A 19,646-nucleotide genomic window follows, 5' to 3' on the forward strand; every position below is an offset into this window, starting at 1 on the left:
CAGACATTCCAAATTTTCGTCTCATAGTCGGCGGCAAACCCGATGCCGGATCGCACGCGCCGCCGACGCCAAGGAGCGGCCGCGGGCCTCAAGAGACGCGGAGCGCGAGACCTCGCCGGGAGGCCTGTTGGGTTTCATTTCCAATGCCGATCAATCGGTTACCGGTTTTGTTATTTATCCCTGAAATAGGCCTCCAGCGAGATTCATGAAGCGAAACTGAAACGCGACCAGTTTTCGTTTGACATTCCTTTATCTTCATTTATCGTCATTCTTGTTTCGGTTTTCGCGTGAGGGATGCAAATCGAAACAAGGGGAGGAATAATTGTCCGAAAATCAGATCAACACGGAAAACGGCATGGTTTGCGGCATCGGCCGCACCGCCACTGACGTCGCGCGACGCAATTCTTGCCGACGCGATGTTTCCGCAGGCAAATCGGCACAATCCACCTCCCGACAACCATAATCTCAGCAACAGACACCGCCCGGCGACGGCATTTCCGGACGGATCAGTCTCTTCGCGATCCTCGCGGCAGCATCGATATGCGACGCATGGAAGGAATTTATCGTGCTTGAACTTAGAGGCGTATCGAAGTCGGTCGGCGGCGAGACGCATATCGCAGAAACGAACCTGACGCTGCAGCGTGGCACGCTGAATGTGCTGCTGGGACCGACGCTTTCGGGCAAGACATCACTGATGCGGCTGATGGCCGGGCTCGACAAGCCGACCGCGGGAACCATTCATGTCGACGGCGCCGACGTCACCGGCCAGCCGGTGCAGCGCCGCAACGTCGCGATGGTCTACCAGCAATTCATCAATTATCCCGCGATGACCGTCTACGACAATATCGCCTCGCCGATGCGGCTGGGCGGCAAAAGCGCCGCGACCATCGACAAGGAGGTCAAAAAGGCAGCCGACCTTCTGCGCCTTGGCCCCTTCCTCGACCGCCTCCCGTTGAGCCTTTCCGGCGGCCAGCAGCAGCGCACGGCACTCGCGCGAGCCATCGTGAAGAATGCGGGGCTGGTGCTGCTCGACGAGCCGCTTGCCAATCTCGACTACAAGCTGCGCGAGGAGCTGCGCGCCGAATTGCCGAAAATCTTCGCCGAATCCGGCGCGATCTTCGTCTACGCCACGACGGAACCGTCCGAGGCCCTGCTCCTCGGCGGCAATACCGCAACCTTGGCGGAAGGCCGCATCACCCAGTTCGGACCGACGATCGAGGTTTTCCGCAACCCGAAGGACCTGATCACCGCCACCACTTTCGCCGATCCGCCGCTGAACACAATTACGCTCGACAAGCGCGGCGGCGAATTCGTGCTCGATGGCAATATCCGCCTGCCCGTGCCGAAGGATCTCCAAAGTCAGCCGGATGCCCGCTACACGATCGCCTTCCAGCCGCATCATCTGGCGCTTGCGCCGCAGACGCCGGAAGCCGTCGCCGCGTCGGCAACAGTGAGCGTCTCCGAGATCACCGGTTCGGAAAGCTTCATCCATATCGACGTTTCCGGCCGGCGCTGGGTGATGCTGACCCAGGGCGTGCAGGATATCGATGTCGACGATGCGATCGATGTCTATATCGATCCGCGCCATATCATGGTCTTCGACACTGAAGGCGCCGCCGTCACTCCCGCCCTGCAACAAGCCGCCTGAGGAGAGACAATGGCCCGCATCGATCTTGATCACATCAGGCACGCCTACAACGACCATCCGAAATCCGACGCCGACTATGCGCTGAAGGAAGTCAACCATAGCTGGGAAGACGGCAGCGCCTATGCGCTGCTCGGTCCCTCGGGCTGCGGCAAGACCACCCTGTTGAACATCGTGTCCGGTCTGGTGCAAGCCTCCGAGGGACGCATCCTCTTCGACGGCAAGGACGTGACCCGGCTGTCGACCCAGGAGCGCAACATCGCGCAGGTCTTCCAGTTCCCCGTCGTCTACGACACGATGACCGTCTACGACAATCTCGCCTTCCCGCTGCGCAACCGGCATGTTCCGGAAGCCGAGGTCAAGCGCAAGGTCGATGAGATCATCGAGATGATCGGCCTTTCCGACAGTGCCCATCGCAAGGCGCGCGGGCTCACCGCCGATGCCAAGCAGAAGATCTCGCTCGGCCGCGGCCTCGTGCGCTCCGATGTCAACGCCATCCTGTTCGACGAGCCGCTGACCGTCATCGATCCGCATATGAAATGGGTGCTGCGCTCGCAGCTGAAGCAGCTGCACCGCCGCTTCGGCTTCACCATGGTCTATGTGACCCACGACCAGACGGAGGCGCTGACCTTCGCCGACAAGGTGGTGGTCATGTACAATGGCGAAGTGGTGCAGATCGGCACGCCGAACGACCTGTTTGAGCGCCCGCGCCATACCTTCGTCGGCTATTTCATCGGCTCGCCCGGCATGAACGTCATGCCCGTCGAAATCGAAGGCAGCAGCGCGCGCATCGGCAGCCGCACGATCGCGTTGCCCGGCGCGCCGCTGGAAAAGCGCACCGGCCGCTCCGAACTCGGCATCCGCCCCGAATTTGTCCGCATCGGCCGCGAGGGCATGCCCGCGACAGTGACCAAGGTCGAAGATCTCGGCCGCCGCAAGGTGGTCCGCGCCAAGCTGGACGGCCAGGATATCGTCGCCGTCATCGGCGAGGACCAGACGGTGCCGGCCGAGCCGCACATCGCTTTCGACCCGGCCGGCATCAATATCTACGCCGACTCCTGGCGCATCGAGATGGGAGCCTGACGATGGAGAAGACCTGGAACAACAAAGCCTGGTTCATGCTCATTCCGGTTCTGCTGCTGGTCGGCTTTTCCGCCGTCATTCCGCTGATGACGGTGGTGAACTACTCGGTGCAGGACACGTTCGGCAACAACGTCTTCTTCTGGGCGGGCACGCAGTGGTTCGAAGAGATCCTCCATTCCGGCCGCTTCTGGGATTCGATGATCCGCAACCTGATCTTCTCCTTCGTCATCCTGGCGATCGAAGTGCCGCTCGGCATCTTCATCGCCCTCAACATGCCGAAGAAGGGCATCGGCGTTCCCGTCTGCCTCGTGCTGATGGCCTTGCCGCTGCTGATCCCGTGGAACGTCGTCGGCACGATCTGGCAGGTCTTCGGGCGCAGCGACATCGGTTTGATGGGCTATGTCCTCGTCAATCTCGGCATCGACTATAATTACGTCTCCGATCCCGCCGACGCCTGGGCGACGATCATCATCATGGACGTCTGGCATTGGACGAGCCTTGTCGTACTGCTCTGCTATGCCGGCCTCGCCTCCATCCCCGACGCCTTCTACCAGGCCGCCAAGATCGACGGCGCCTCGCGCTGGTCCGTCTTCCGCTACATTCAGCTGCCGAAGATGAACCGCGTCCTGCTGATCGCCGTGCTGCTGCGCTTCATGGATAGCTTCATGATCTATACCGAACCCTTCGTCGTGACCGGCGGCGGCCCCGGCAATTCGACGACCTTCCTGTCGATCGATCTCGTGAAGGTGGCGCTCGGCCAGTTCGACCTCGGCCCGGCGGCAGCCATGTCGCTGATCTACTTCCTGATCGTGCTCCTGCTGTCCTGGGTCTTCTACACCGTCATGACCAATTACGATGCGGGAGAACGCCGATGAGCGGCAAATCCTTCTCCACCACGGCCGATGACGCCGCGATGCACAAGATGGCAGCGTCGGATGCCGCCGCAAATGTCGTTGCCGCGGCGGGCGCGCAGGTCAGCCGCCGCCAGGGCGAAAAAGGGCGCTGGTCCTGGCTGGTGCCGGCAATCTACATCGTCTTCCTGCTGCTGCCGATCTACTGGCTCGTCAATATGAGCTTCAAGACGAATGAGGAGATCATCGGCGGGTTGACGCTCTATCCGCATGAGCCGACGCTGCGCAACTACGCGATCATCTTCACCGATCCGTCCTGGTACAAGGGCTACATCAACTCGATTACCTATGTCGTCATGAACATGGTGATCTCGGTTGCGTGCGCTCTTCCGGCGGCCTACGCCTTCTCGCGCTACCGCTTCCTCGGCGACAAGCATGTCTTCTTCTGGCTGCTGACGAACCGCATGGCGCCACCGGCGGTCTTCGCCCTGCCGTTCTTCCAGCTCTATTCGGCCTTCGGCCTGATCGACACCCATATCGCCGTAGCGCTGGCGCATTGCCTGTTCAACGTGCCGCTGGCGGTCTGGATCCTCGAAGGCTTCATGTCCGGCGTGCCGAAGGAGATCGACGAGACGGCCTATATCGACGGCTATTCGTTCCCGCGCTTCTTCATCAAGATCTTCATTCCGCTGATCGCAAGCGGCATCGGCGTCGCCGCCTTCTTCTGCTTCATGTTCTCCTGGGTGGAGCTGCTGATCGCCCGCACCTTGACGACGACCGACGCCAAGCCGATCGCCGCCATCATGACGCGCACGGTCTCGGCTGCCGGCATGGACTGGGGCCTGCTTGCCGCCGCCGGCGTGCTGACGCTGATCCCAGGCGCGCTCGTGATCTATTTCGTCCGCAACTACATCGCCAAGGGCTTCGCGCTCGGCCGCGTCTGAAGGAAACCGCTGTGAATACTGACTTTTCCTGGATGGCCTGGACACTGCCGACGGCGCTCTTTTTCGCGACGATCCTGCTGCTTTTGATCGGCATGGCGGTCTGGGAATATTTTTCGCCCGGCGGCAATCCGCGCCTCGGCATCCTGCGCTTCGAAACAACGCGCGGCGACCGGCTGTTCATCTCGCTGCTCGGCGCCGCCTTCATCCATCTCGCTTGGCTGGGCCTGGGAGGCCCCAGCCTGTGGTGGGCTCTTGCTCTCTCCGTGGTCTACGCCGCCGGCGTTTTCCGTCTGGTCTGAAGCAACCGATACGGCGGCCGGTAATCCGGCTGTTCCGAAATGCACTCGCAACCTGTAGGGAGGAATATATGCGAAGACATCTCTTGACGACGACGGCTGTCGCCCTGCTGGCCTTGGCCGGCACGGCCAACGCCGGCATGAACGAGGCCAAGACATTCCTGGACAAGGAGATCGGCGATCTTTCGACGCTCTCGCGCGCCGACCAGGAAAAGGAAATGCAATGGTTCGTCGATGCGGCCAAGCCTTTCCAGGGCATGGAAATCAAGGTCGCTTCGGAAACGCTGACGACCCACCAGTATGAATCGCAGGTTCTCGCGCCGGCCTTCACCGCCATCACCGGCATCAAGGTCACCCACGACGTCATCCAGGAAGGCGACGTCGTCGAGAAGATCCAGACGCAGATGCAGACCGGTCAGAACCTCTATGACGGCTGGGTCAACGATTCCGACCTGATCGGTACGCATTGGCGCTACAAGCAGGTGCGCAACCTGACGGATTGGATGGCTGGCGAGGGCAAGGACGTCACCAATCCCAATCTCGATGTCGCCGATTTCATCGGCACCAGCTTCACCACCGCTCCCGACAAGAAGCTCTATCAGCTCCCGGACCAGCAGTTCGCCAACCTCTACTGGTTCCGCTACGACTGGTTCAACGACCCGAAGAACAAGGCGGACTTCAAGGCGAAATACGGCTACGAACTCGGCGTGCCGGTCAACTGGTCGGCCTATGAGGATATCGCGCAATTCTTCACCGGCCGCGATGTCGACGGCAAGAAGGTCTTCGGCCATATGGACTATGGCAAGAAGGACCCGTCGCTCGGCTGGCGCTTCACCGACGCCTGGCTTTCCATGGCCGGCAACGGCGACAAGGGCCTGCCGAACGGTCTGCCGGTCGACGAATGGGGCATCAAGGTCGATGCCAATTCGCGTCCTGTCGGCTCCTGCGTCGCACGTGGCGGCGATACCAACGGACCAGCCGCCGTCTATTCGATCCAGAAGTATCTCGACTGGCTGAAGGCTTACGCTCCGGCGGAAGCACAGGGCATGACCTTCTCGGAATCCGGTCCGGTTCCGTCGCAGGGCAATATCGCCCAGCAGATCTTCTGGTACACGGCCTTCACCGCCGACATGGTCAAGCCCGGCCTGCCGGTCATGAACGCCGATGGCACGCCGAAATGGCGCATGGCGCCGTCTCCGCATGGCGTCTACTGGAAGGACGGCATGAAGCTCGGCTATCAGGACGTCGGTTCCTGGACGCTGATGAAGTCGACCCCGGTCGACCGCGCCAAGGCCGCGTGGCTCTATGCGCAGTTCGTGACGTCGAAGACGGTGGATGTGAAGAAGAGCCATGTCGGCCTCACCTTCATCCGCGAATCCACCATCCGCGACAAGAGCTTCACCAAGCGCGCGCCTGAACTCGGCGGCCTGATCGAGTTCTATCGCTCGCCGGCCCGCGTGCAGTGGTCGCCGACCGGCACCAACGTTCCTGACTATCCGAAGCTGGCTCAGCTCTGGTGGCAGGCGATCGGCGATGCCGCATCGGGCGCCAAGGACGCCCAGGGCGCCATGGATGCACTCTGCGCCGACCAGGAAAAGGTAATGCAGCGCATCGAACGCGCGGGCGTTCAGGGCGATATCGGCCCGAAGCTCGCCGAAGAGCACGATCTTGCCTACTGGAACGCCGATGCCGTCAAGAACGGTCATCTCGCTCCGCAGCTGAAGATCGCCAACGAGAAGGAAAAACCGGTCACCGTCAACTACGACGAGCTGGTCAAGAGCTGGGCTGACGCGGCGAAATAAACCAGGCTCATCGACGCTATACGAATGCCGGGGCTCGAAGGAGCTCCGGCATTTTTCGTCAGAATCAAGACTCCGCAAAAATAAAGCCGCGATGATTGTCACAGCCTTGACACATTTCCCGCGAGCGCGAACTATCCTTATCCGGGTCACAACACCTGCGTACGTCAGAACTCATTGATATACTTCGTGGATTTCTGGATAAGGAGAGCAACGTGAGAAACGGATTTTTTGGGCGCCGAACGCTCGTCACCGCCATTGGCCTTGTCGCCGCCCTGCCGGCCCTGGGCGCCGATCTGCCGGCACCGTCGCCCGACGACAATCTCAATGCGGTTCTCTGGGACCAAACCTCGGTCGAGGCGCAGGCCAACGCGCTCGGCGCCTATACGCTCGGTCGCATCAGGCTCGACGAAGCATTGGCCGACAAGAGCTGGACCGCCGCACCCGTGGAGCAGACGGGCAGTTTCCAGGACTTCCCGCCAGCCATCATCCTCGATGTCGATGACACCATCCTCAACACCTCGCCCTACCAGGCGCACAATATTACGGGGGGCACCAGCTTCACCCCGCAGAGCTGGACGCAATACGTCAATGCCCAGCAGGACAAGCCGATCGCTGGTGCGGTAGAATTTACCCAATATGCGGCTTCGAAAGGCGTGAAGGTCTTCTACGTCACCAATCGCACCGCCGATGAGGAAGGCCCGACCGTCGAGGAAATGAAGCGCTTCGGCTTTCCGATGGGCGACAATGTCGACACCTTCCTGAGCGCCAAGGAACAGCCGGATTGGGGCTCCGCCAAGGGCACGCGCCGCGCCTTCATCGCCAAGAACTATCGCGTTCTCCTGATGTTTGGCGATAATTTCGGCGACTTCACCGACGACTACAAGGGTACCGTCGAGGAGCGCCAGAAGGTCTTCGAAGCCAACGCCGCCCATTTCGGCCACGACTGGATCGCCATCGCCAACCCGACCTATGGCTCATTCGAGAGCGCACCGTACAAGGGCGATTACAAGCTTCCGCCGGAAGAACAGCGCAAGATGAAGCAGGATGCTTTGACGCCTTGGGATGGGAAGTGACTCTCTTCGACAAAAGACTGTCAGGCGAATTCGCGCTTATGGCAATTCTTTGCCTCGCCCCTCACCCCGCAGAGCGGGGGAGGGAGCTCTGCATGCCAAACGCTGCTGCTAGACGAGGCCAATTACGTTGCGCAGTCATCCCTCGCCCCGCTTGGCGGGGAGAGGGCTAGGGTGAGGAGCCAGGCACAGGAGTTGCCGCAAAGCCGAGCTCACTTGGTCTTCACCCATATAGCCAACTATCAATCAACTCTTCCGCTTCAGCTTCGTCGCACCCTCTTCCACGAGCCGCTTCGCCGCTTCGGCGACCGTGATCTTGCCGAAGGCGAGCTGGTCGGCGACGGGGCGGGCGACGTTCTGATCGAATTCTCCGGAGCCGAGCGGCGCCGGCACGGGATAGGTACCGACCTGATCCTTCAGCAGCTCGATATAGTGCACCGTCTGCTGCTCCACCGGATTGAGCGTGGGCAGGAGGGCGGCGCGCACGGTAGGCGACATCGGCACACCACGTTCCACACCGAGGATCTTGCCGGCATCGATGTCGTTGACGAAGAAATTGATGAATTTCGCCGCCGCTTCGCCGTTCTTGCTGGTGGCGCCGACACTCCAGATCAGCGCCGGACGATAGTAATGACCGGAGGGACCGTCCTTCTTCTCGCGCGGCAGCATGGTGACGGCAAGCTTGCTCTTGACCACGAGCTGGTAGCCGACGAGCTGGTTGGAATAGGCCATGCCGATGGCCGATTTGCCAAGCGCCAGGCAGTTGCTCTCGATGACGTTCTGGTCGAGCGTCTGCACATCGGCTGAGACCGTGCCGCCGCGTTTGCGCAGGTCTTCCCAGTAGCTATACCATTCCTTGGCATCGTCGACGCCGAAGCCGAGCCCACCCTCCTCCGTAAAGAGGCTCTTGCCGCGCTGGCGCAGCCAGACGTCGAGCACATAATTGTAGCGTGCGCCATAAGGACCACCCCAATAGCCGCGCTTGCCGGCGGCCTTGGTCATTTCCACCGCGAGATCGGCATATTCGGCCCATGTCGTGGTCGGACCGGGCGGCGTCAAGCCGGTCTTCTTGAACATGTCCTCGTCATAGAACATCGCAAAGGAGTTAAGCCCGAGGCCAACGCCATAGAGCTTGTTGTCGACCGTGGTCAGCTTCAGCACGTCCTTGCCGAAACTGTCGATATTCAGCGTCGAGGGCACGAACTGGTCGAGCGGCATGCAGGCGCCGCGTTTGGAATAATCCGAGATCGTGCTCGGTTCGAGCTGGAAAACGTCCGCGATATTCTGGCTCGCCATTCCCGTCGCGAGCTTGGCCCAGTAGCCGTCGCCGCTGATGCTCTCGCCGACGATGGAAATATCCGGGTTCTTGCCGTGGAACAGCTCGGCGACGGCGACCGTGCGCTTGCCACGATCGGGCGAGCCCCACCACATTGCCCTGAGCTGCGTCGCATCGGCAAACGCCGGCATCGCTCCTCCGCCGAAGGCAAGCCCGGCCGCGGCCCCAGTGGCCCCGATCATGAATGAACGGCGATTCATGCGCATGAGATTCCTCCTTCTCTTGCGTTGCCATCCGCGGCGATCTCCCCGACGCTTTTCGCGGATGAAGTGGGTCGAAGATATGCAACTTCATTGCACTGCGCAATAAAAAATCTTTCTATTGCAAATTTGCATAATTTTGCATAGCGTTTGCACCATGAACGATATTCGCTCCAAACGCATCCGGCAGGCTGATATTGCCACAGCCGCCGGCGTCTCCGTTTCGACGGTGTCGCGGGTTCTCACCAACGAGCCCGGCATCAGCGAGACGATCCGTCAGCATATCTTCAAGGTCGCGAGCGATCTCGGCTATCCGCTGAAAACGGCGACCGAGACGATCTCAGGTGGACTGGCGCTGATTGCAAGCGACAGCGTCACCGGAGGCTTGAGCGTTTTCTATGAAGGCATTCTGGAAGGCCTGCGCGCAGGCGCCGCCGAGCGCGGCATGCGCTTCGACATCCGTCTCATCCGCGAGGCAAGGACCGAGCCGGAGCTGGTAAAGGAATATCTGCAGGCCGCCGGCGCCGAAGGCCTCTTTCTCGTCGGCATCGACCCTTCGGAAGAGCTATGCCGCTGGCTTGAGGCAAGCGGCACGCCAACGGTGCTCGTCAACGGCACCGACCCGAAGCTGCGCTTCGACGGCGTTTCGCCCGCGAATTTCTTCGGCGCCTACAACGCAACCCGGCGCCTGCTCGATGCCGGCCACCGCCGCATTCTGCATCTGACCGGCTCGCATCGCCAGACGATCCGCGAACGCATCCGCGGCTTCGAGGCGGCGATCGCTTCAGTGGAGGGTGCTGACGGCCGCATCGTGCCGATGAACTTTCGCGGCAGCTCCAGCCAGGAAGCCCACGACACCACGACTGCGATCCTAGCCGAGAAAGGCGGCTATACCGCCGCCTTCTGCATGAACGATTTCATTGCCGTCGGCGTGCTCGACGCCGTGACCGAAGCTGGCCTGCGCGTACCGGAAGATTTCGCCATCGTTGGCTTCGACGACCTTCCCTGCGCCCTGATGACCAATCCCCGGCTGGCAACCATGCGCGTCGACCGCGCAGCGCTCGGCCGGGAAGCCATCGGCCTGATGATCGCGCGCTTCCGCGACCGCGATGCGCCGGCACGCCAGATTTGCCACGGCGTTCCGCCGGTCGTTGGGGGCACGCTGCCACCCGAAACCTAAAGTCCAATCCCGCCGCGGAAAACGATCGAGAAAGCCGAACCGATGATCTATGACCCCGCCAGCACCAATCCGCTCGCCGGCAACCCGCTGAAGACCCCTCCGGACATGCGTCGGGCGCTGACTGACCTGTTCGATCCGCTGCTGCCCTATTTTTCGCAAGGCAATGCCCGCGTCCGCATCGATGCCGCCGGCGCGCATTTCGATCGCGCCGCCGCCGATCTCGAAGGTTTCGCCCGTCCGCTCTGGGGCCTCGCGCCGCTCGGCGCCGGCGGCGGCGACTTCCGCCATTGGGACCGCTACGCCGAAGGCCTCGCAAACGGCGTCGATCCGAAACATCCGGAATATTGGGGCACGGTCAACGGCCGCGATCAGCGCATGGTCGAGCTTGCAGCCCTCGGCTTCACGCTTGCCCTCGTGCCTGAAAAGATCTGGGAGCCGCTCGATCAACGCGCGCGCGACAATCTGATCGCCTATCTCAAGCATGCTCGCACCTTCGACTATGCCGATAACAACTGGAAGTTCTTCCGCATCTTCGTGGATATCGCGCTCGACCGGCTCGGCGCCTCCTTCGACCGCAGCCTGACGGAAAACTACCTGAACGAACTCGACGGCTTCTACATCGCCGATGGCTGGTATCGCGACGGCAATATCAGGCGCATCGATCACTACATTCCCTTCGCCATGCATTTTTACGGGCTGATCTATTCTAAGCTCGTCAATGACGACCGCGCCAAGCGTTATCGCGAACGTGCAATCCTCTTCGCCAGGGATTTCCGCCATTGGTTCGCACCCGATGGCGCCACTATCCCTTTCGGCCGCAGCCTGACCTATCGCTTCGCCTGTGCCGGCTTCTGGTCGGCGCTCGCCTTTGCCGATGTCGAGGCGCTGCCATGGGGCGAGATCAAGGGCCTGTGCCTGCGGCACCTGCGCTGGTGGGCCGACAAGCCGATCGCCCATCGCGATGGCACCCTGCCGATCGGCTTTGCCTATCCCAACCTCCTGATGTCGGAAAACTATAATTCCGCTGGCTCGCCCTACTGGGCTTTCAAGGCCTTCCTGCCACTGGCTCTGCCTGAGACTCATCCGTTCTGGGCCGCCGAAGAAAAGCCGCCGGAAAATGAGCCGGCTATCATCCCACAGAAGCATCCCGGCATGGTGCTGATGCGCAGCAAGGCGGATGTCATCGCACTTTCGTCCGGCCAGGAAAACCAGCAGATGCGCTTCGGCGCGGAGAAATATTCGAAATTCGCCTATTCCGCCCGCTATGGCTTCAGCGTCGAAAGCGACGAGCGCATCTTTGCCGGCGGCGCCTTCGACAGCATGCTTGCCTTCAGCGACGACGGCCTGCACTACCGCGTGCGCGAAACCAATGAAGAGGCAAAGCTTGCCGGCGATACGCTTTATGCCAAATGGTCGCCCATGCCCGACGTGACCGTGGAAACATGGCTCGTCCCGGCCTCGCCCTGGCATATCCGCCTGCACAAGATCACCACGCCGCGGCCGTTGCAGACAGCCGAAGGCGGCTTTGCTATCGCCAGACGTGATTTCGAGGCCGATACACTCTCTTCCGAAACCGGGGCCGCCTACGCCATCGGTGAAGCGGATTTCAGCGGTATTCTCGATCTCGGTTCGACGATCGAGCGTCAGGGTGTCGCGCAGAAAGCACCGCCGAACACCAATCTCATCGTCTCGAAGACCTTGGTGCCGCAGCTGCGGGGCGCGATCCCGGCCGGCGAGACCACTCTCGTCTCGGCCGTACTTGCGGAGAAGGATCCAGCTGCCGTCGATCACGCCTGGACGAAGCCGCCTGCGCGGCCCGATATCGACGCCTTGCGCACCCTCGTGAAAGACAAGGGCATCACGGTGAGCGCCATCGAGGCGCCGGGTCGCCTGCCATGACGCAATCTCTCTCCGGCCGTCCGGCCGTCGCCTTTGCCATGCAGCCATCGCGCACGCAGCATGTCTTGCCGGAGGCGCTCATTCAGCGTCTCGCTACCATCGGACGCGTGCTCGATGCAGCGCCGATGCAGCGCTTCGACGACGAGCGCGCGACAAAGCTGCTTGCGGAAACCGAAATCCTGATCACCGGCTGGGGCTCTCCGACGATCGATACCGCCGCGCTTGCCCAGGCGCCGCATCTGAAGCTGGTCGTTCACGCAGCCGGCACGGTGAAAGGACTGCTCGGAGACGGCCTATTCGATCGCGGTATCCTGGTCAGCCATGCCGCCCAGGCCAATGCCCTGCCGGTCGCCGAATTCACTCTCGCCGCCATCATCTTCGCCGGCAAGAAGGTCTTTCGGTTTCGCGATCTCTATGTCGCCGATCGCAACCGCAAGCGGACGCAGCCGATCCAGGCCGAAGCGATCGGCAATTACGGCCGCACAATCGGGATCATCGGCGCCTCGCGGATTGGCCGGCGCGTGATCGAGCTGCTCTCGCCCTTCGACTACCGGATTTTGCTTTACGACCCCATGGTCAGCGACGCCGAGGCGGCCGGGTTGGGCGTGGAGAAAACCGAACTGGGCGCCCTGATGGCATCAGCCGACATCGTTTCGCTGCATGCGCCCTCGCTGCCGGCGACGCGGCACATGATCGATGCCCAACGCCTTGCACTGATGAAAGACGGAGCAACCTTCATCAATACCGCGCGTGGCGCGCTTGTCGACGAAGCCGCCCTGATCGCCGCGTTGAAGACCGGCCGCATCGATGCGATCATCGACGTCACCGATCCGGAAATTCCGGAGGCTACCTCGGCCTTCTACGACCTGCCGAACGTCTTTCTGACGCCGCATATCGCCGGCGCTGTCGGGCTGGAACGGACCCGCCTCGGCGAGATGGCGATCGACGAGGCCATCCGCTTCATCGATGGCAGGCCGCTGCTCTATGAAATCCGCCGCGAGGACATGGCGCTGATGGCATGACGCGACGCAGCAAATCCATGAAAACACCCTGAAATCGCCCCATTTCGGCACAGGCGAACAACCCGTTTTTAATCATTCCGCTCTAGCAATCTCTATGCGCATGACCGCAAAACGTTCGGCCTCGAATTTTTGCAAAGGATCATGCGCCAACAAAGTTGTTGCTGTGTCCTTTGCGCGCCCGGAAGACGCGCGGCGCAGCAATGAAGAGGTTCTAGTAATGCGTACCCGCGTCCTTTCCATTCTGGCCGTGATGCTGCTCGGCGTGCTGGCAGGCTGCGCAACGGCGCCGTCGCGCACCCGCAACATCTGCGCGATCTTCGACCAGCGCGACGGCTGGTTCAACAATTGGCAGCGGGCGGCGCAACGCACCGAGCGCAAATACGGCGTGCCGGTGCCGATCTTGATGGCGACGATCTACACCGAATCCGGCTTCCGGCCGCGCGCCCGCCCGCCAAGGCGTTATCTGCTCGGCTTCATTCCCTGGAAACGTCCGACGACGGCCTATGGCTACTCACAGGCCCTCGACGGCACATGGGATAAGTACAAGCGCGAGACCGGCAACTGGACGGCAAGCCGCACCAACTTCTCCGACGCCGTCGATTTCGTCGGCTGGTATCACTACCAGACCCACCTGCAGACCGGCATTGCCCTGAACGATTCCTACGATCTCTATCTCGCCTATTATTCAGGCGCCAAGGGCTATCTGCAGGGATCATGGCGCGGCAATGGCACGGCTCTGGCCGGTGCCAAGCGCTTCAACGGCATGACGAGGATCTACGCACAGCAGCTTCCGAGCTGCAGCTGATTTCGACGCTGAAAAGCATAAAACTGCGGCCTTAGGGCCGCGGCTCCAACAAGTTCAAACCGCCATCCTCGCCCCATATATCGGCAATCGACACCTGCTGGCCGGTGCGGCTGCTCTGCAGCGCGGCGATACCGCACAGGACCGACATCGCCCCCGCGCGCGAGCCGGCGCGCTGCTTCAGCTCGTCGTTCGGGCCGGAACGCAAGATCATGTTCCGCAGCCGGTCGTCGCCGCCATAGTGCCCGCCGGATGAATGCGGCACCCATATGCGCTCGACATCACCGAAATTCTTCATCACGACGATCTCGTCGGCGGGGGGCGTCGTCCAATCCTGCTTCTCGTATTGCCGCAGCTCGATGCGGCCCTTGTGGCCGTTGAAGGCAATGTGATGGCCTTCGATCGGCATATAGGTATTAAGGGAATAGGAGACGTTAACGCCACTGCGATAGCGGATCGACGCGACCATCGTATCAGGAATGTCGATTTCCTCGCGGAAGACGCAGGCATCGCGGACATAGCCGTCGACCGCCGATGGCTCCTCGTAAAGGCTTTCGAGCAATGGCGTTGCGCTGATGTCGAGATAATAGTTGCACTCGTGCTTGTATCGACAGGTGCGACAGCGCTCGCCGCGGAACGGGCCTTTGCGGCCGTAATGCTTGAGATCGGCAAAGGCTGCCACGGTTTCCGGATCGGAATCCAGATACCAGTTCAGAAGGTCGAAATGGTGTGTCGCCTTATGGACGAAGAGACTGCCGGAATTTTCGACGAAGGCATGCCAGCGGCGGAAGTAATCGGCGCCATGGCTGGTATCGAGATACCAATGGAAATCGACCGACGTAACCTCGCCGATCACGCCGGAATTGATCAGCTCCTTGATCTTCGCAGCCGTCGGCGCGAAACGATAGTTGAAGGAAACATCCAGCCGTTTGCCGGTGCGCGCCTCGGCATTGAGAATGCGCTTGATCTTGTCGACGGTCGTCGTCATCGGCTTCTCGCTGATGACATTGGCGCCGGCCTCCATCGCCTTGACGATCAGCTCGTCATGGGTGGAATCGCGGGTGCAGACGATGACGAGATCCGGCTTCTCGACGCGCAACAGCTCATCGAAGTCAGTATACACCGGCACCGATGCGCCGATATACTCCAACGCCCGCTTCGCGCGCATGGCATTGAGATCGCACACTGCGACGAGTTCCACCTCATTGCTCCAGCGCTCGACCAAATCCTTGCCCCACATGGTCGCGCCACGATTGCCCGTGCCGACCAGAACGTAACGTTTCTTCGATGACGATTGCATGTCTCTTCCTCCGGAGTCTGCAAATGATGATGCAAGGCCTCAGCGACCTGAATTTATCTCGGTGGTATGCCCCTCACCCCAACCCTCTCCCCGCTCGCGGGGAGAGGGGCTTTTCCACTAAACCCGTGACGCGATCCAAGCGGCAAATTCAAATGTCTTACTCCGTCGTTCCCTCTCCGCGCGCGCGCGCGAGGGCTAGAGTGAGGGGCCAAGCTCGCCAGGACGTCAAAATCAAAACTCAATCCTAAGCCGGCGACCTCTCCATCGCCGTCCAGTCCGGCGTGACCGACGAACCGAGACCGACCGCGCTGATAACGGAACCGATGGCGAGTTGTCCCGCCTCGATCCGCAGCCGCGTGCGGCCATTGCTGACGCGGTAGAGATCGGAATGCGCGTCAGCGAAAACCGCCTGCTCCGCCTCCGGCGCGCCGGCCATGCCGTCGACATAGTGATGGCCGTTGCGCTCGATATGCGTCATGCCGATCAGCGAAGCGAGCGCCAGGTCCTGCTGCACGGCAAGCCCCCCTTGAGTCGTCAGATCCTCCGCCGACATAAAATAGGGAATGCGGTCCTCGGCGCTCCACTTGGCGACGCGGGCACGGTTCAATAGCGAGCGATAGAACCCCTTGCAGGATTTCGAGGAGATGCCGGTATAGCCGAGCTCCCTGGCCGTGACGAAAGCATTGATATCCGCATCGGATTCGTCGATCTCCACCGGCTTGAAGGCAGCAAGGGCTTTGACCGGCTTCTCGAAGGCATGGGCACGGGCGATCGGTTGCTCGACAAACAGGATCGAGGCTGCAAACCGCGCCAGCCTGGGCTCATCCTTCACGCGGGCAAGCAGATCGGCGACGGCCTCGGCGGAAGAAAATTGCTCGTTGCCGTCGAGCGTCACCGAATAGCTGGGCACCTTGGCGTCGATGACGGCAGCAACGCGGCAGAGACGATCGATATCGGCCTCCGGTGCGCCGGAAACCTTGACCTTGAAGAAGGTGAGGCCATAGGCGTCGATCGCCTCCTCGAAACTCTCCGGCAGGCCATCGTTCAGGCGCTCGCTTGCCGGAATATCTCCGGGCACGATGGCATCGACCAGGCCGACCGTATGGCGGGCGGCAAGGCGTGTGGCAGGTTCCAAAGTTGATAGGAAGCCCGGGAGATCGAAGCCGGATAGATCGCGTACTGTCGATGCATCGATGCCGGGACGGTTCGCCTTGATCGCCTGCGAAACCGTCAACCCTTCCAACCGGCAGAGAGCATCGAGAACAGCCCGGTTGGCAAGCGCCAGGCCGAAGGAGGCGACGAGCCCGTTCAGCTTTTCCGCCGCTGCCCGGGCATGGTGCGATGCCTCGACGGCCGCGTGCAGCCCGAAAGCCGTTGCCGAGCCGGCACTCCTCAGCGCATCGAGCGCCAGAGCCAGCGAACGGCGCAGCTGGTTTTCATTGTCGGCATTGGAAAGCTCGGGCGATTTGTCGAACCATTTCGGCACCATCAGCTCGGCCGCCATCCCCTCAGCCGAATGCCCCAGCGCATCCTCGATGCGCACGCGCAGGAAAATCTGCCGCGCCTCCCGCAAGGTCGCCGCCCCGAAACGGAATGGAAGCCGCAACTTCACCGGGCGCTCGAATGCCTCAGCCTCGACAAGCCTGATTTTCAATGGATCGGTCATGATGTTAGGCGGCTCCTGTGATTGTCAGGCAAGTCGATTTGCATAGGGATCAATGTGCATGGCCCATCAGCCCTCTCCCCGCCCTGAGCTTGTCGAAGGGGCGGAGAGAGGGCCGGGGTGAGGACTATTTAGTTCACTGCAGAAGCAGTTGTACCGTCAGCCAGTTGCATCGCCTTGTGGCAGGCGATGAGTCGTGTCGATACGACAGGCTTCATGATTATCCTCCGTGCCCGACTCCCTCCAGAATCAGGAAAAGCAAATGCTTGCTCTCTCAAGCAATGTAACCATATGGTTACAAGATCGCGCGTTACCTCCGGCCTTGTCAATCATCTTTTGAAAATTTCTCGAAAGCGCCGAAGCCTCTGTTTCTGGGCACCTTACGCCCGGATCGAAGCGAGCGTGACCGCAACGATGTGTTCGCCCCAGGCATTGAGCGCATCCTGGCTTGCCAGCTTGCGCGCAAAAATCGTCGACAGCGTGTGCCGGTTCGACAAATAGAAGAAACCGAGCGCGGCGATCGTCAGATAGACGGATACTGGATCGATCGCTGGCCGAAAGATGCCGTCCGCCTCGCCTCGGCGTAACACGTCCGAGAGTTCGTCAATAAGATGCGAATGCATGGCCGAGACCTTCTCGGACCGTTGCAGGTAATGGGCGTGATGCAGATTTTCGGTAGCAAGCAGGCTGAGAAACTCGGGATGCGCGAGGAAATGCCGCCAGGTGAACAAGGCGAGTTCCCGCATTCCCTCCTCCGGATGGCGACGCGCGAGGTCGAGCTGCTTCTCGGCATTGCGGATCGTCGCATAGGTCGCTTCCAGCACGGCGAGATAGAGCCCCTCCTTATCGCCGAAATAATGATAGAGCATCCGCTTGTTGGTCTGCGCCCGCGCGGCGATCGCATCCACCCGGGCACCGCCGAAGCCATGCGCGGCAAATTCTTCCGTCGCCGCTTCCAGGATCGAAGCATGGGTGCGTTGCGGGTTGCGCGATACCTTCTCCGGCCGTGTCTTTACGGTCTTGTCGGCGTCGGCTTGTGCTGTATTTTCAGTCTGTTGCCTCGCCCTGGCCGCCATGGACGATCTCCTTCACGATCGGGGTTGCAACGATGGATGCCACCAGCGCGCCTGAGCCCCGTTTTTGATTGTAACGCGATTGGCGCTTGACAGCGGTCACGTTTCTATCCAACTTGTAACCAAATAGTTATATCATGCAAAGCAGTTCGTAAATCATCGGTTCACTGGGGAGGAGACCAGGATGAGTTTGACGATCGACCGCCGCCAATTGCTTGCGGGCATGGCAGCCACACTCGCTTTCAGCAGTATCGGGCTTTCACGCGCCAATGCGGCAACCGCGATGCGCCTTCTTTGGTGGGGATCGAAGGAGCGGAGCGACCGTACGTTTGCAGCCGTAAAGGCCTATCAGGCGAAGAACCCGGATATCACCATCGCCGGCGAATCCTTCGGCTGGGACAGCTACTGGACGCGCCTCGCCACGCAGACCGGCGGCGGCAATGCGCCCGACCTCATCCAGATGGATTATCGCTATATCTTCGAATATGCCCGCCGCGGCGCGCTGCTCGATATGACGCCCTATCTCGGCAAGAGCCTGGCGATCGAGGACTTCGGTACCGCCAACATCGATTCCGGCAAGGTCGACAACAAGATCTACGGCGTCAGCCTCGGCGTGAATTCCTCGATGGTCGTCGTCAATACGGCCGCCTGGAATGAGGCCGGCGTCGAGCCACCGCAGGATGGCATGAACTGGGAACAGCTCGGCGATGCCTGCGCCAAGGTGACGGCCGCCAAGAAGCGGCGCGGCTTCTACGGCACGGCGGATGCGAGCGGCGGCGAGCCGGCCTTCGAATGCTGGCTGCGCCAGCGCGGCAAGGCGCTTTACACGGCCGACGGCAAGCTGGCCTTCGAGGCCAAGGATGCGGCCGAATGGTTCGATTTCTGGGGCCATATGCGCAAGATCGGCGCCTGCGTGCCGGCCGACGTCCAGGCGCTGGATCAGCAGACCCTCGAAACCGACATGCTCGTGACCAAGAAGGCGGCCGTCAGCTACGCTCATTCCAACCAGTTCGTCGCCATTCAGGGCCTCGTCAAGGAAAAGATCGATCTGGTCTCCTATCCGGTCGACGCCGGCGGTAAACCCGGCCAGTACCTGAAACCCTCGATGCTGATGTCGGTTTCGGCAACATCCGCAAACAAGGACGCCGCCGTCGCCTTCGTCAATTACCTGGTGGAGGATCCGGAAGGCGCAAAGACGCTCGGCGTCGAGCGCGGCGTTCCCGCCTCACCGAAGATCCGCGATCTCCTGACGCCTGCTCTGGATGAGACAAGCAAGAAGGTGGTCGATTATATCGGCCGGCTGACGCCGCGTGTCGGAGCACTGCCGCCGTCTCCGCCGAATGGCGCCGGCGAGAACGCATTTCTGCTGAAAAAGATCGCCGAGGAAGCGGCATTCGGCAAAACCAGCACACAGGACGCTGGCGCGAAATTCACCGAACAGGCAGCAGCAAACATTACGCGAGGCTGATACCGTGGGTAC

At 61.2% G+C, this 19,646-nt stretch carries 17 protein-coding genes; 12 read left to right on the plus strand and 5 right to left on the minus strand.

Features of this window, described 5'->3' with window-relative positions:
- The first annotated feature begins 565 nt into the window (after positions 1 to 565).
- From HGP12_RS11025 to HGP12_RS11055, 7 genes are all read left to right on the plus strand, one after another.
- On the plus strand, positions 566 to 1,648 hold the full coding sequence (locus tag HGP12_RS11025; protein ID WP_168878755.1) for an ABC transporter ATP-binding protein: 1,083 nt from the start codon (positions 566 to 568) through the stop codon (positions 1,646 to 1,648).
- 9 nt (positions 1,649 to 1,657) lie between these two features.
- Positions 1,658 to 2,728, plus strand: coding sequence for an ABC transporter ATP-binding protein (locus HGP12_RS11030; RefSeq protein WP_168839774.1), 1,071 nt, complete (start codon positions 1,658 to 1,660; stop codon positions 2,726 to 2,728).
- A gap of 2 nt (positions 2,729 to 2,730) precedes the next feature.
- Complete coding sequence (locus HGP12_RS11035; protein WP_168839773.1) at positions 2,731 to 3,603, plus strand: carbohydrate ABC transporter permease; 873 nt, start codon at positions 2,731 to 2,733, stop codon at positions 3,601 to 3,603.
- Between the two features lie 47 nt (positions 3,604 to 3,650).
- Entirely contained in the window at positions 3,651 to 4,523 is an 873-nt protein-coding gene (locus tag HGP12_RS11040; protein WP_246703326.1) for a carbohydrate ABC transporter permease, read from the plus strand.
- A 32-nt stretch (positions 4,524 to 4,555) separates the two neighbouring features.
- Entirely contained in the window at positions 4,556 to 4,822 is a 267-nt protein-coding gene (locus HGP12_RS11045) for a DUF2160 domain-containing protein (RefSeq protein WP_168840073.1), read from the plus strand.
- Between the two features lie 68 nt (positions 4,823 to 4,890).
- On the plus strand, positions 4,891 to 6,621 hold the full coding sequence (locus HGP12_RS11050) for an ABC transporter substrate-binding protein (protein WP_168878756.1): 1,731 nt from the start codon (positions 4,891 to 4,893) through the stop codon (positions 6,619 to 6,621).
- A gap of 212 nt (positions 6,622 to 6,833) precedes the next feature.
- Positions 6,834 to 7,694 carry an HAD family acid phosphatase gene (locus HGP12_RS11055; protein ID WP_168878757.1) on the plus strand — a complete coding sequence of 287 codons (861 nt, stop codon included), beginning with the start codon at positions 6,834 to 6,836 and terminating at the stop codon, positions 7,692 to 7,694.
- 243 nt (positions 7,695 to 7,937) lie between these two features.
- On the opposite strand, the gene HGP12_RS11060 is transcribed toward HGP12_RS11055, so the two are convergent.
- On the minus strand, positions 7,938 to 9,233 hold the full coding sequence (locus HGP12_RS11060; protein WP_168878758.1) for an ABC transporter substrate-binding protein: 1,296 nt from the start codon (positions 9,231 to 9,233) through the stop codon (positions 7,938 to 7,940).
- Positions 9,234 to 9,384: 151 nt separating this feature from the next.
- On the opposite strand from HGP12_RS11060, the gene HGP12_RS11065 reads away from it, so the two are divergent.
- The 4 genes from HGP12_RS11065 to HGP12_RS11080 all read left to right on the plus strand — a co-directional run bounded on the left by HGP12_RS11065 (position 9,385) and on the right by HGP12_RS11080 (position 14,133).
- Complete coding sequence (locus tag HGP12_RS11065; protein WP_168839768.1) at positions 9,385 to 10,407, plus strand: LacI family DNA-binding transcriptional regulator; 1,023 nt, start codon at positions 9,385 to 9,387, stop codon at positions 10,405 to 10,407.
- Positions 10,408 to 10,449: 42 nt separating this feature from the next.
- Entirely contained in the window at positions 10,450 to 12,306 is a 1,857-nt protein-coding gene (locus HGP12_RS11070) for a DUF2264 domain-containing protein (protein ID WP_168878759.1), read from the plus strand.
- Complete coding sequence (locus tag HGP12_RS11075; RefSeq protein WP_168878760.1) at positions 12,303 to 13,328, plus strand: hydroxyacid dehydrogenase; 1,026 nt, start codon at positions 12,303 to 12,305, stop codon at positions 13,326 to 13,328. The genes HGP12_RS11070 and HGP12_RS11075 overlap by 4 nt, the downstream gene beginning before the upstream one ends.
- Before the next feature lie 217 nt (positions 13,329 to 13,545).
- Complete coding sequence (locus HGP12_RS11080; RefSeq protein WP_168878761.1) at positions 13,546 to 14,133, plus strand: transglycosylase SLT domain-containing protein; 588 nt, start codon at positions 13,546 to 13,548, stop codon at positions 14,131 to 14,133.
- 31 nt (positions 14,134 to 14,164) lie between these two features.
- Here HGP12_RS11080 and HGP12_RS11085 read toward each other — a convergent pair whose 3' ends face one another.
- The 4 genes from HGP12_RS11085 to HGP12_RS34450 all read right to left on the minus strand — a co-directional run bounded on the left by HGP12_RS11085 (position 14,165) and on the right by HGP12_RS34450 (position 18,269).
- Positions 14,165 to 15,430, minus strand: a complete 1,266-nt coding sequence (locus HGP12_RS11085; RefSeq protein WP_168878762.1) for a Gfo/Idh/MocA family protein — start codon at positions 15,428 to 15,430, stop codon at positions 14,165 to 14,167.
- 244 nt (positions 15,431 to 15,674) lie between these two features.
- Complete coding sequence (locus HGP12_RS11090; protein WP_168878763.1) at positions 15,675 to 17,096, minus strand: mandelate racemase; 1,422 nt, start codon at positions 17,094 to 17,096, stop codon at positions 15,675 to 15,677.
- 377 nt (positions 17,097 to 17,473) lie between these two features.
- Positions 17,474 to 18,169, minus strand: coding sequence for a TetR/AcrR family transcriptional regulator (locus HGP12_RS11095; protein ID WP_168878764.1), 696 nt, complete (start codon positions 18,167 to 18,169; stop codon positions 17,474 to 17,476).
- Complete coding sequence (locus tag HGP12_RS34450) at positions 18,141 to 18,269, minus strand: hypothetical protein (protein WP_281408213.1); 129 nt, start codon at positions 18,267 to 18,269, stop codon at positions 18,141 to 18,143. The genes HGP12_RS11095 and HGP12_RS34450 overlap by 29 nt, the downstream gene beginning before the upstream one ends.
- An 81-nt stretch (positions 18,270 to 18,350) precedes the next feature.
- Here HGP12_RS34450 and HGP12_RS11100 point away from each other — a divergent pair, with 81 nt between their 5' ends.
- The gene (locus HGP12_RS11100) at positions 18,351 to 19,634 is read left to right on the plus strand and encodes an ABC transporter substrate-binding protein (RefSeq protein ID WP_168839761.1); all 1,284 of its coding nucleotides are present in this window, start codon (positions 18,351 to 18,353) and stop codon (positions 19,632 to 19,634) included.
- The last annotated feature ends 12 nt before the right edge of the window (positions 19,635 to 19,646 follow it).

Source organism: Rhizobium sp. P28RR-XV (assembly GCF_012641385.1).
Classification (GTDB): domain Bacteria; phylum Pseudomonadota; class Alphaproteobacteria; order Rhizobiales; family Rhizobiaceae; genus Rhizobium.